Origin of the sequence: Rhodohalobacter barkolensis (genome assembly GCF_002834295.1) — a bacterium.
GTDB lineage: Bacteria > Bacteroidota > Rhodothermia > Balneolales > Balneolaceae > Rhodohalobacter > Rhodohalobacter barkolensis.
Map to the genome: position 1 here is coordinate 516,406 of NZ_PISP01000002.1, position 12,822 is coordinate 529,227.

Sequence of the window (12,822 nt, forward strand, 5' to 3'; positions counted from 1 at the left end):
GGCAAATGAACTTAAAATTCAGACGATAGTAAAACGGTCAATCCTTTTGGGGTTTGAGCATCAACCTTTTTAACCGACACTTTTTGGTTAAAGCAGGTCTCTGTGTACGTCTGTCCGACTTAAATGTCATCTTTATATTTTCCGTGCTAACATCAAAAAAATTGGAAATTGCTTTGTATCTCCCTGTTCATTCACCTCTTTTTCCATAGTATAGGCTGTTGAAAAGTTGATGTTTGTAAAGCCTGCATTTTTGGCTACGCTTGCGAGCTCTTTTTGGTCAAATCCTTTATGAACATCGTCAACATCGTGGCCGTGAAAGGATCCATCTTCCTTGTCGAGGTCGGCGATGCATAGATAGCCGCCGGGATTTAATAACTCATAAAATTGTTTGAGGATGAATCGAGTATCGGGGATGTGGTGGAGAGTCATCGATGTATAAACCAGATCAAATTTCTCACCGGGCAGCGGATCGTGGGTGAGATCCAGCCGGATGGGTTTCATATTATGGATAGACTTCTCTTTGATTTTTTCGCGCAGTACGTCGAGCATTCCGATTGAATTATCCGCTAATGTAATGGGGCCTATTTTATCACGGAGTTCAAAGCTGAGTTGTCCGGTTCCGCAGCCGTAATCAAAAGCAGATAGATCCGTTGAAAGAGGGACATGAGAACGGATCGCATTGGCTATGGCTCTTGCACGCTCCTGACTTTCCGGAGTGTCCCAGTCTTTGGCTTCATCATCAAATCGTGACATAGATGTTTTGTTGTAAGTTATGGGTTGAGTGTGTGTTTGAAATCATGCTTTGAAACTTAATGGTTCCTGCCTCTAACTTATCATGTTGTTGTTTCCGGCGTTCTCTGAAACGTTCTGATAACCTGTCCGATCACAAATGGAACCAGACTCATTCCAAGCAGAAGTAACCAACCGGACCGTCCGGGATCACGAGTTTTAAGAACATCGGATAAACCGGGCAGGTATACAGCCGCAAGCAGCAGAACAATACATAGCAGAATTGATCCGGCCACGTAGCGATTCATTATAATCTCATTTGAAAAAAACCGGGTGCCGGGACTTCGGAGATTGAAAACAAACCAAAGTTTTCCGAAGGCAAGGGTTAGAAATGAAATGGTTACGGCTTGTTCCTGTTCAAAGCCCAGCTGATAAACTGCCAGTGCAAGGGCTATAAGTACAGATGCAGATATGATGATCGACCACCCAGCGATTGCAAGCCAGTGTCTATCCGTCAGAACCGGTTCATTCTTCTGATGAGGGCTTTGATTCATAATCCCCGGTTCTCCTTTGCCCATTCCCAGGGCAAGCGCAGGGAAAACGTCCGTGATCACATTCAGGTAGAGAATCTGCAGGGGCAGCAGTGGAAGCGGGAAAAACAGAAACCCGCCGATGATTGTGGCAATGGTCACCACAAGAACTTCAGCCACATTGGTACACATTATAAACATGACCGACTTACGTATATTTTCAAAAATAATCCGCCCGTATTTTACAGCAGACACAATGGTTTTGAAGGCATCGTCCAGAAGAACCATATCTGAAATCTGGCGTGCAGCATCCGTCCCGCGTTTCCCCATGGCTACACCAATGTCTGCTTTTTTCAGTGCAGGTGTGTCATTAATTCCGTCACCGGTCATGGCCACAACATTGCCCTCCTTTTGCATCATATTAATCAGATGCATTTTTTGAGTCGGATTCACTCGTGCAAAAATGTTTGTGCCGATCATCTCCTCGCGTTCCGGATCAGACATTTTATCCGGATCCTTTAAGTTTCTGCCGTGTACAACTGTAGGACTTTCCTCTTCCGTAATTCCCGTTTCCTTGGCTATGGCTGATGCAGTCGGGGCCTGATCACCGGTAACCATAATGACCCGAATTCCGGCGGACTGACATTCACTGATTGCCGGGCCGACATCGTCCCTTGCCGGATCGAGCAGACCGATCAGGCCCAGAAATCGCAACTCTTTGTAAGGTTCTTCCTCCTTACTGTTCACTCTTTTGTCGGCCACGGCCAGAAGCCGTAATCCGTTCTCTGCAAGTTTCTCCGACTGTTTCAGCCACTTTTTCTTGTCCTCTTCAGTCAGTGGTGTATCCGAACCGGAATCCGTCCCGATTATCGTTGAACAGACATCAAGCAGTTTTTCAGGAGCTCCCTTTACTGCCACCTCAATATCACCTTTACCTTGGTGATAGGTCGCCATCATCATGGTATCAGAATCGAAGGCCTCCTCTCTGATTTCCTTTTTCTCTTCAACTAATTTTTCACGGTCTATATTCATCAATAACCCGGCCCTCAGAAGTGCAACTTCGGTTGGATCTCCCTGCTCTTCCTCGGGGATAAGATCGTCGTCTTCATCCAATACAGATGCGTTATTACACAAGACTCCAACCTCAAGGATTCGTCTTAAAATTTCATCTTCCCGGTTTTCTTTACCCTCACCGTTTTCCTCATTTTCTAAATTGAATTCACCTGAGGGAGCGGCAATGGTATGAATGCTCATATGGTTTTCTGTAAGTGTGCCCGTTTTATCAGTAAAGATGATGCTTGTTGCGCCCAGTGTTTCCACGGCCTGAAGTTTGTTGATCAGGGCATTCTTTTTGGCAAGCAGGTGCATACCGCGGGCAAGAGCAATGGTCGTTACGATGGGCAATCCTTCCGGTATTGCCGCAATTCCAAGGGCAATTGCGGTCTCAATCATAACCCGGGGATCCTGCCCTACGATAAACCCTGCAACTGCAATTAAAACCGCGATACTGATGGTGATCCACGCGAGTTTTTTACCGAGGTTATCCAGCTTTTTTTGAAGGGGCGTAGCTTCCTTTTCTGCACTTTCTGCCAGCTCTGAGATTCTGCCGAGTTCAGTATTCATTCCGGTCCCGGTCACAACCCCAAGGCCGGATCCATCTGTAACAACGGTTCCTTTAAATGCTATACAGGTCTGTTCTGCAAGAACACTGTCGGCTTCAACTTTTTCCGTCTTTTTTTGAACCGGTACGGATTCCCCGGTGAGAGCGGATTCATTGATTTGCAGGTTATTGGATTCAATAATCCGGATATCTGCCGGTACAAGGTCACCGCTTTCGAGGATGATAATGTCGCCCGGGACAAGTGTTTCGGTGTCGGTTTCCTCCTCTGTTCCATTCCTCCGAACCCGTATTTTATCTTTATGAATATGGCGGAGAGCTTCCATGGAACGCGTTGCCTTCAGCTCTGTAAAAAAACCGATAAGCGTGTTGACCAGCAAAACAGCCGAAACTGCAATTCCTTCCGCAAGATGCTGAAAAGCAAAGGCAAGGATAGCCGCGATGAGCAGAACCAGAATGACGATACTTTTAAACTGATCGATCAGGATTTTTAAATTGCTGCGTGTGGTTGCTTTGCGCAGCCGATTGGGGCCATATTTCTGTTTTCTCTTGCGATATGTCTGTTTGGAAAGACCTCTATTGGAATCACTCTCAAGGCTTTCCAGGGTCTCTTCAACTGACTTGTGATGATAGTCTTGATTCTGAATCCTGTTCATTCGGTTGTTTGTGAGAATAAACTTGATGGCACGATTATTACCCGCCTGTAACAGTAAACTACTACAGAATGATCAAGGAATACAACCAAAAGATTACCGAAAATATTTATCCGGTATCATTGAACTTGGTTAAAGAGGGTTGTGCAGAACCTGAGCTGTCATTCTGAACGCAGTGAAGAATCTTGTTTTAAAACCGATACATACATAAAAGATTCTTCCCCCAAAGTGTCGGGGTCAGAATGACAAATTCTAAAGGTTCTGCAAAGCCCTCTTAAGATCTGTTTGACAGGTTGGATATCAGTCAGCTGAAGGATCCGGGAAAATATTGGTTACTCTTTCAGAAACTGAAATGTATCTACCATTTCGAATTTGGGATCGCCTCTCATGAAATCTCTGAAAAAAGCGGTGTGACTCGCACCCATCAGGATGAAAACCCGGTCGTCACTATTCAGATCAAGACGATTCAAATTCGAGTACATTCTCAGGTTTCGCTGATAGTATTTGGCCGCTTCATCTGCTCCCTCAAATCCGTCTGTTGTACCGGCATGGCTTAGCATGTCTGCATTCACCGTAATCAGAAAGTTCAGGAATTCGTCTTTGTTCATCAGTTCGAGCTTTTTCTGCAGACTAAGGGTGTCTCTGTTCACATCAATAGATGGATGGAAACTGAGAGGGTCTTCGTAATATCGATTGTACCATTCCGGATCAACTTGGTTATCAATTTGTTGGCCGATGCGGTAATTATATCCCATTTTATGATCGATACCGTAGATTCGATCCGCCCCGCTCAGTCGGCCGAGCTCATACGCCAGTAGTTCAACTTCAGAGGGATTTTCGAAGGTCATATCCGGATTATCTCTGTACTGCTGATACTCTTCTTGAATGGATTCGTTTTGCGTGGGCTCCTGCTCCACAATGATTACAGTAGGATCAAAATCAGCCAGTTTTTCAGCAATTGTATGAACCCGCTGTTGATTCTTACGGTCGTTTTCATCGAACTCCGTTTTATTGGCATCGGTGGTAAAACCCATGTGGAAAGTTCCAAAATTGAGCACCTCAATCTTGTCAGATCCCTGTTGATCGATAGGTTCTTTTTGATTTGAAGTGTCCGGATTGTAGGGGTAGAATGAAAATAGGATAACTGTTCCGAGTAGAAATGAAACTAACTTTAGATACTTCATATCGAGTGTATGTTTTTAATGAACAATTTCAATGAATATTGAGAATTCAGATTAGACGATTTTCTCAAATTGATCTGTTCCATACATTAACCTACGAGAATTAGGATCAATCGTTACATTCATTATTATGGGCAGTGAATTGGGGAGAAAACGATAAAATTGAGAGACAGGGGGCAGAGATCTCGGCGTTAACATTAAACTACTATACAAAATGCCACATTAAGATCACCATTCTATAATGGGACAATTTAAAAAAAAAAACACTTTTCTACGGTGACGGAAGCATAAACGGGGAATCAAGAAGTACATTGTGATTAAGGTTTTTGTTAGCCATATTTCTAATGCAATTGGAGACAATTTTCAATAACTCACTTTGGCTGGTTTTAAACAACGGATTAATAACACTATTAAGAGATTTGTATGCGTATAAAATATCACTGCCTATTTATAATCCTTCTCTTGTTGATCACTATACCGTTGAGCGTGTATGCACAGGACCAATCCCAAACAGAGACGACTGAGCAGGAAGATACTGCGGTTCCTGAACGCGTAGATGTTGCACCGGCAGCAGATGACTCCCAAATCCGCGATCGGCTTACCGGGATTTTAACTGCAACCGGGTGGTTCGAGAATCCACAGGTAGAGGTGAACGACGGCGTGGTTTTTTTCAGCGGGTCAACAAAAACCGACGATCATAAAAAATGGGCAGGAGACCTGGCCCGGAATACACAGGATGTAACCGCAGTAGTAAACAGAATTGAGGTTCTGGATCCGGATATTTGGGATTATCAGCCCGCCTATACCGGATTGCAGGAGTTATGGCGAAATATTATGAGTGCCATACCCTTTCTGATCTTCGGAATAGTGGTACTGGTTATTTTCTGGGGAATATCCGCACTGGTAGCAAAAGGTGCCCGAGCCTATTTAACTAATCGCGATATGAACGAGCTATTGCAGGATATTTCGGCAAAGGGTATCGCCATTTTTGTGTTTTTGCTGGGGATATACATCGTTTTTCATGTAGCGGATTTGACCAATGTAGCGCTCACCATATTGGGAGGTACGGGATTGCTGGGTATTGTTTTGGGGATCGCATTCCGGGATATCACAGAAAACTTCCTTGCCAGTATTTTCCTGAGCGTGCAAAACCCGTTTCACGCGGGTGATCATGTAGATATCAACGGGAACACAGGATTTGTGCAGCGGTTGACCATTCGGGCTACGTTATTAATGACGCTGGATGGCAACCATCTTCAAATTCCAAATTCTTTGGTCTACAAAAGCAGCATTCTCAATTATACAAGTAATCCAAAACAGCGATTTAGTTTTGTAATTGGCATTGGGTACGATGCCAGTGTTACATCCGCACAGGATCTGGCCACGAAAATATTTGAGGAGCATCCGGCCGTTTTGACGGAACCTGAGCCCCTGGTTTTAGTGGATAAACTGGCCTCCTCTACGATAAATCTGATGTTCTATGTTTGGGTGGACGGAAGTAAACATAATGTACTTAAGGTGAAATCATCCGTTCTGAGACAGATTAAAACAGCTTACATGGCAGCGGGTATTTCAATGCCTGATGATGCAAGAGAGCGAGTCTATCTGGATGGGGTAACGCTGCATCCTAAAAAAGGTACGGCAACGTCTGATCAGAAAAAACCTGAGAGTACACCTATTGCAGAGGATTCACAATTAATTACGAAGGCCGAGGGTCAGCTGGAAAGCAACGATGAGGAAATTCTGGAGCAGGCACGGACAGCAAGATCACCGGAAGAGGGAGAGGATTTGTTGAAGCCGAATAAGTCAGGTGAAACCATGTAATTTTCTGAATCAGAAATAAACACTTCGTTAGCAAAATAAATCACAAGAGGTAACTGACAGTCTTTTCCACCCGCTGACGCATAGCCCACTTCAAAGCATTTAGTGTGAATTACCTGCGACAGGAGAGTTGTTGGGGATTTTACGATTTTGATTCAGTGATACATGTAACTCTTACATATCCTGTTGTAACACTAGTCGTTATGGGTAGCTCTACCTTGTCGGTGTGTTAATAATTTCACAAACCCCAATAAGTGAGTAACCCAGATTTTATGAAAGTAATTAAATTTTTTAATGCCTCAATGATGCCCGCACTTTTTCTAGCCGTATTGATGGTTGGATGCGACAACAGTACAGATGCAGATATTGATCCCGATGCCCCTGAAGTATTTTCTACTATTCCGATGAATAATCAAGAAGATGTAGAGCGCAACATGGTTTTAGAAATTGTCTTTGATGAGGCCATGGATGCAGCGACGATGAACAATTCAACAATCACTCTACAACAGGGATCTACAACGATTAACGGTAGTGTTGACTATTCGGGTACCACAGCTACGTTTACTCCAGAAAATGTTTTTGCCGCCCAAACTGATTACACAGCAACCATATCAACCGGCGCTAAAAGCTCTTCAGGTGTTGCACTTTCGAATGACTATGAGTGGAGTTTCACGACAGGAGGAAACAGTGAACAGTTGGAAGCTGTAGAGCTCGGAACAGCCGGGAACTACGTGGTTCTTGCAGAATCGGCTATAACTAACAACCCGACTTCAGCTTTTACCGGTGATTTGGGAATAAGCCCAATGGCCGAAAGTTTTATGACAGGTTTTTCTCAGACAGCAGAAACCGGGTATTCTACATCTGACCAGGTAACCGGAAGGATCTACGCAGCGGATATGGTTGATCCTACACCGTCAAACTTAACAACAGCTGTTGAGAATATGGCTACTGCATATGATGACGCCGCAGGACGAACAGCTCCCGACTTTGTTGAATTGTACACCGGCGAAATTGGCGGAAAAACACTTACTCCCGGTCTCTACAAATGGAGCAATACCGTTCTGATTACGGATGATGTTACATTTTCAGGTGATGAAAACGCTGTCTGGATTTTACAGATCGCCGAAAATGTAACAATGAGCTCCGATGTTAGCATTACTCTAACCGGTGGGGCACAAGCCCAAAACATCTTTTGGCAGGTAGCCGGTGAAGCAACGATTGGCACAACCTCACATTTTGAGGGAATCATTCTTTCAATGACCGGTATCACACTGAATACAGGTGCATCACTGAATGGCCGAATTTTAGCTCAAACAGCTGCGATTTTTGATGCCAACACCGTCGTAGCGCCACAATAATCAAGAAAGATATAGATGTATAGAGAGATGCATTTATAATTTGAAGTATCCCAAGCAGTTCTGTTGATAGCAGAACTGCTTTTTTTTGGCTGAATTATAATAACAGTACTTTTTAAAAAATATCGGCAAAAACTATTTTTGATTGATCGCACCTTATCCCGTCCGGTGCAGTATGCTCATAACTGTCGTTTAGGTATGTTTCTACCGCAATAAAACCTTCCATCGTCGCTGACGATGCCGATAAAATGACTGTGCAAACAGCCAAATAGCCGGCGTGAGCCAACCGGCCTTGATTTTGATTTCATCTGTATACAGTAATCGTCCGGGCGCAACTTGCCGAAAGCGAATGGTATGGTTCCAGACTTTGGCAAGACGCCCGCTCTCTTTACTGACGATTGTATTCGTTTCTTTATCGCTTTCTACAAGCGTAATCGTATGCCTTCCCAATGGGATAAACTTAAGAAAGTAGAGTTTGAGCGGATAGGGAGTGCCTGTTTGCCATTCACCCGAAAGATCATCCTCATTTTCCGGAACAAAACTCAGGATCGGTGACGCTACATACTGCAAGGATGCCGGCTCAATGATCTTCTGCCAGAGTTCTGCTTCCGAGCAGGGGAGATGTGTAGATATTCGGGCAATCATGTTTTTGTATTCGGTATGAATTCTTTTACTCGTTTGTTCAGCCAGCTTCGAAATTCCGGTGTAGTGGGTGGTGAATGGTTGCTGCTCTTTAAAAATTCGGTTTCAACGTTTGGAATCTGATTTTTTACGCGGATTATAATCTCATTTCCGGGAAATGAAATGTCATTTTCTGCACCAATGACTAAACATGGCATGGTCAAGTTTTGTAACTCCTCATCCGACGCAAGTGGAGGGATCTTGATGTTGGGTATAAAATCAAGAAATGCATCCCCGAGGTAGTTCGCCCAGTCTTCATCCCATGTAGTGATGAGATTTTTAACCAGTCTCCGAAGGTTTTTCTCACCTGGCCGCATTTTGTACATCATCATCGGTAAAGCCATTTTTGAAAAGCCTTTTATCAAAGATCCCCGGACAATTCCGGCCGGTACAATCAGAGTTAGCGACAGTACTCTTTCGGGATATTCAGATGCAAATTGGCGGGCAACAAAACCACCCAGACTCACGCCTAATAAATTGGACTCCTGCAAATTCAGGCCGTCCAGAATTTCTTTAAGCCATTCAGAGTGGGAGTGATCTTTGTAGGATAGGTGAATGGGTAAACCTTTTACAGACTGGCCCGGCAGATCAGGTGCTATGATGTAGAATTGATCAGATAGCAGAGCCAGTTCGGATATGATATGGGCAGAACTCGTTAACATGGTGTGCAGGCAGACGAGAGGTGTTTTGGAATGGTCTCCGATCGTGAGAACGTGGTTCTTGCCGTAAGTAGTAGAGACCTCTTCGACGTTCGATGGAACATTTACCCGATCAAGAAATTGTTGATACCACTCATTCATCCTCTCCCGGGCAGAGTCACTTTTAAAGATCCTGGTATTCACAGGAAATCCGGATTTGGTTACTTATTAGATGATGGTGAACAGGTTGTCGGTTAATCGGATTCCGTTCACCCATTCAATGTTATCACCAAAAATTTACAGATCGAAAAAATGATGACTTAACCGTTATAATTGGGTTAATTATTTCCATCGCCGTTAAACATCACTCCGAAATAACGTCCGAAGAGTTTGATTTCAAGTGATTAAAGAAGCCGGGGATAACTTCTAAGGGATAGCTTGAGTTGGTATTAATCAGAATGCTTATTCCTAAACCATCTTCAGGAGCAAAAGCGATCTCGCTGCGGTATCCGTTTACATACCCTCCGTGGTACACGATCTTTTGTCCATGATTTTCAAGTACTCTCCATCCCATTCCATAAGACGAACCATTCACCCCATCCCAATATCTGCTGAATCGCCGGTTATTTATGCTGGCTAACGGATTATAAATTTCTTCAAGCGTTTCCCTCGAAATAACGTCAGGATAGTTTCCTGTTAACAGAAGCAGCCACTTTCCCATATCTGATGCAGAAGCATTAATGCCCCCGGAAGAAACCGTGTTGTAGTATTTTGTAGTTATTGGAACAGGAACGCGTCCCCGCGAGCGGGAGTAGTAGATATGAGGCAAAGCTTTATTCTCAGAGTACTGAATGCTGTCGTAAGCTGCCGAAGCATGATCCATTGCCAAAGGTGTAAACAGCTTTTCATCTAAAAGTGTGTTAAAGTCTGTATCGGTTTGAACTTCCAGTACTTTTTCTATGGTTGAATATGCTGCATTTTGGTAGGCAATTTGCTCACCTTCTTTTGCAATCAAGGGAACCTGTGAAAATCGGGGGATAATACGATCCAGAGAAAGTCCGTCTTCCACCAAATTCGTATAGGCATGGCGTGGCAGTCCTGACGTATGAGATAGTAGATGCCTCACCTGAACCCGACCGGTTTGGGCCGGATCATTCAGCTTAAACTCCTTCACATAGCGGGATACGGGACCATCCCAGCTTACCACTCCCTCTTCGACCAATACGCCCGTCAGAACCGATGCAAAACCTTTAGATACACTTCCCAACCGGAATACGGTATGTTCATCTACTTCTTCAGTTTTCCCCGTCTCTTTTACGCCAAACCCTTTTTGATAGACAACCCGTCCATCCTTTACGATGGAAACCGCTGCACCCGGAATTCGTTTGTTGTTTAGTCCTTCTTCAAAATTCTGTTCAAATTCATCCAGGTAAAGGGCCAAAGTCTCATCCATTACCCACTCTTCGGGTTCAGGATCGACTTTTACTTCGTCGGGCTCCGAAATGATATCGGTAAAAGCCAGGTATGATCCAAAAACAACGACCAGTAAAAGGATTGCAGAGATAATTCGGGTCACAGGCTTTCCATGTGTGGCAAATAGATGCCGTTCGGGTTTCTGATAAAATTCATATCCAAGAATACATAAAAACTGAATTCAATAGGGAAAAGTATTTGATTCTATTTTGATTGAATGTACCTAAATAATGTGAAATAGTTTTGAATAGAACTTTTCATTAAAATCAGATCGAAAATAAGTTTTAAACAGTCTTGTGAATGTAGAAAAGGCCTGATTTTTTTGAATATAGTTCAAACTCTGATACGATTCGGAAGGACTATACAATTGAATTGTTAAACTGCCATTGAGTTAAGACAGCACACTAACGGTCTGGCGGCTAAACGGCGAGGCGACAATTTACCCAAACTCCTGAGCCAATACGAGTCCGCACGAACCGCTGGTTATGTGTACGGTTTATACCCAGGGATTTATCACATCAACTCCTGAACCTTCCATGTCTTTAGTATTTCTTGTAACAACAGAAAGGTCATGAACCATGGCTGTAGCAGCAATAAGTGAATCAATTGCTGGAAGTGGGTATCCATTTTTTTCCGCTGTAGCCAATATTTCTCCCCATTTATTTACTTCTTCAATAGTAATATTGAGGACACGGTTATTGAAACGCTGGTTTAAATCCTCTTTTATCCATCGATTTAGCTCTTTCTTCTTTCTCGAGTCGGGTAATTTTTCAATTCCTTTTCTCAATTCGCCAAACGTAATGACACTTAAATACATGGAGAGTTCATCCTGATCGGCGAACCACTTCACAACATTTTGATTTGGTTCCTTTTTAACCAATTCTGAAATACAGCAGGTATCAATCAAATAGCTCATAGTTCAACACTACGGGCTGGGGATTTATCTCGCTTTAGGTCAATCTCAACCTTTGAAAGAGGAGATTTTCGAAAAAACTCAATCAAAGACGTCTTCGGTTGTTCTAATTTTCGATAGTCTTCAGCCGAAAGCACCACTACGCTGTCCTTTCCATGTTTTGTCACAGTTTGGGGTCCCTCTTCCGATGCCTTGCGAACGACTTCGCTAAATCGGTTTTTAGCTTCCTGTAATTGCCATTTTTTAGATTTTGTGATCATAAATACCTCCATTTTCATCTAGTCTGTCTAGAACATACATATTTATAACAGATAATAGAAGTGAAAATTGCTTATGGCAAGAATGAGGTTACCGACACCTAACCGGTTTTGCCATTGACAGCTATTAAAGTGATAAAAAGCAAGATATACCGCAACTCTGAAAATTTTCATAACCAACTATTAGCGGCAAAATCCGGGTGAAACGCTGGTTATGGCTGCGAACAGCCCCTTTCAGGACTCCTTTGCCTTTTCAAGCACCCGTTCAATCAACTCTTTCGAAATCCGAAAGTTCGTTTTCTGGATTTTAGCAATGACCGGTTTAACAGCTTTCAAATGACCCTTGTTTTTTGCTGTAATTAACACACCAAGAGATCCGGTTACCGGGATACCCATTTCTTTCGCTGCTTTTCTCCCCTTGATTTCATCGATGATTAAAAGTGAATCTTCATATTCAGAGGCTAATGCAATACTTGTTGCTTCACCCGCGTCCAGGTAGCCGGATAACCCTTTATGCACATCAGTTTTCAGATCTACAACTTCAATCCAATCCGGAACCGGTTGATTGAACTCTTTTAAAACGATATTTGTGACATGTAACTTGCCGAAAAGCTTTTTGAGAAGATCAAGCTCTCCGATTTTGTAGAATAGAATTAAGCAGCTTGTGTCAGATACTATGACGTTGGGCATTTTTTATATCTTCGTCAAGTTCGTCGGCAGGATAGTTGATCAGAGCCACATTGTACTCAGCAAGCAGCTCCATGAAAGTTTCCTTTGAATAGCCGGCCAGTTCAGCCGCTTGTCCCAGAGTGAGCTTCCCCCTTTCATACAATTTAGAAGCCAATGACATTCTTGCCTCTTTGTCATCAACATCTGCTGTGTTCGGTATGTTTATCGTTAACGACTTCATATTTGAAATGTAATTAATTTTTCTGTTTAACGATAATCAACAGATATTGGTCTTAAAAAGGGG

At 43.3% G+C, this 12,822-nt stretch carries 12 protein-coding genes; 2 read left to right on the plus strand and 10 right to left on the minus strand.

Going from position 1 to position 12,822, the window contains the following annotated elements; translation table 11 throughout:
- Nucleotides 1–132 precede the first annotated feature (132 nt).
- From CWD77_RS09955 to CWD77_RS09965, 3 genes are all read right to left on the minus strand, one after another.
- A complete protein-coding gene (locus CWD77_RS09955) occupies nucleotides 133–753 on the minus strand; it encodes a class I SAM-dependent methyltransferase (protein WP_101073409.1) in 621 nt (206 codons plus the stop codon).
- Between the two features lie 80 nt (nucleotides 754–833).
- The gene (locus CWD77_RS09960) at nucleotides 834–3,533 is read right to left on the minus strand and encodes a cation-translocating P-type ATPase (RefSeq protein WP_101073410.1); all 2,700 of its coding nucleotides are present in this window, start codon (nucleotides 3,531–3,533) and stop codon (nucleotides 834–836) included.
- A 329-nt stretch (nucleotides 3,534–3,862) separates the two neighbouring features.
- Nucleotides 3,863–4,714, minus strand: coding sequence for a DUF5694 domain-containing protein (locus tag CWD77_RS09965; RefSeq protein ID WP_206017993.1), 852 nt, complete (start codon nucleotides 4,712–4,714; stop codon nucleotides 3,863–3,865).
- A 462-nt stretch (nucleotides 4,715–5,176) separates the two neighbouring features.
- Between CWD77_RS09965 and CWD77_RS09970 the strand changes: the two genes are divergently transcribed.
- A complete protein-coding gene (locus tag CWD77_RS09970) occupies nucleotides 5,177–6,535 on the plus strand; it encodes a mechanosensitive ion channel domain-containing protein (RefSeq protein ID WP_165779127.1) in 1,359 nt (452 codons plus the stop codon).
- Between the two features lie 269 nt (nucleotides 6,536–6,804).
- The gene (locus CWD77_RS09975) at nucleotides 6,805–7,890 is read left to right on the plus strand and encodes an ice-binding family protein (protein WP_101073412.1); all 1,086 of its coding nucleotides are present in this window, start codon (nucleotides 6,805–6,807) and stop codon (nucleotides 7,888–7,890) included.
- Between the two features lie 201 nt (nucleotides 7,891–8,091).
- On the opposite strand, the gene CWD77_RS09980 is transcribed toward CWD77_RS09975, so the two are convergent.
- The 7 genes from CWD77_RS09980 to CWD77_RS10010 form a co-directional block, all read right to left on the minus strand.
- The gene (locus CWD77_RS09980; protein ID WP_101073413.1) at nucleotides 8,092–8,532 is read right to left on the minus strand and encodes a hypothetical protein; all 441 of its coding nucleotides are present in this window, start codon (nucleotides 8,530–8,532) and stop codon (nucleotides 8,092–8,094) included.
- Nucleotides 8,529–9,410 (minus strand): alpha/beta fold hydrolase, encoded by an 882-nt coding sequence (locus CWD77_RS09985; RefSeq protein ID WP_133120213.1) that lies wholly within the window; start codon nucleotides 9,408–9,410, stop codon nucleotides 8,529–8,531. The genes CWD77_RS09980 and CWD77_RS09985 overlap by 4 nt, the downstream gene beginning before the upstream one ends.
- Before the next feature lie 160 nt (nucleotides 9,411–9,570).
- Nucleotides 9,571–10,782 (minus strand): serine hydrolase domain-containing protein, encoded by a 1,212-nt coding sequence (locus CWD77_RS09990; protein WP_101073415.1) that lies wholly within the window; start codon nucleotides 10,780–10,782, stop codon nucleotides 9,571–9,573.
- Between the two features lie 393 nt (nucleotides 10,783–11,175).
- Nucleotides 11,176–11,595, minus strand: a complete 420-nt coding sequence (locus CWD77_RS09995; RefSeq protein WP_101073416.1) for a type II toxin-antitoxin system VapC family toxin — start codon at nucleotides 11,593–11,595, stop codon at nucleotides 11,176–11,178.
- Nucleotides 11,592–11,852 (minus strand): type II toxin-antitoxin system Phd/YefM family antitoxin, encoded by a 261-nt coding sequence (locus tag CWD77_RS10000; protein WP_101073442.1) that lies wholly within the window; start codon nucleotides 11,850–11,852, stop codon nucleotides 11,592–11,594. The genes CWD77_RS09995 and CWD77_RS10000 overlap by 4 nt, the downstream gene beginning before the upstream one ends.
- Nucleotides 11,853–12,083: 231 nt before the next feature.
- Nucleotides 12,084–12,539 carry a PIN domain-containing protein gene (locus CWD77_RS10005; protein WP_101073417.1) on the minus strand — a complete coding sequence of 152 codons (456 nt, stop codon included), beginning with the start codon at nucleotides 12,537–12,539 and terminating at the stop codon, nucleotides 12,084–12,086.
- On the minus strand, nucleotides 12,517–12,759 hold the full coding sequence (locus tag CWD77_RS10010; protein ID WP_101073418.1) for a UPF0175 family protein: 243 nt from the start codon (nucleotides 12,757–12,759) through the stop codon (nucleotides 12,517–12,519). Before CWD77_RS10010 ends, CWD77_RS10005 begins: the two co-directional genes overlap by 23 nt.
- Nucleotides 12,760–12,822 lie beyond the last annotated feature (63 nt).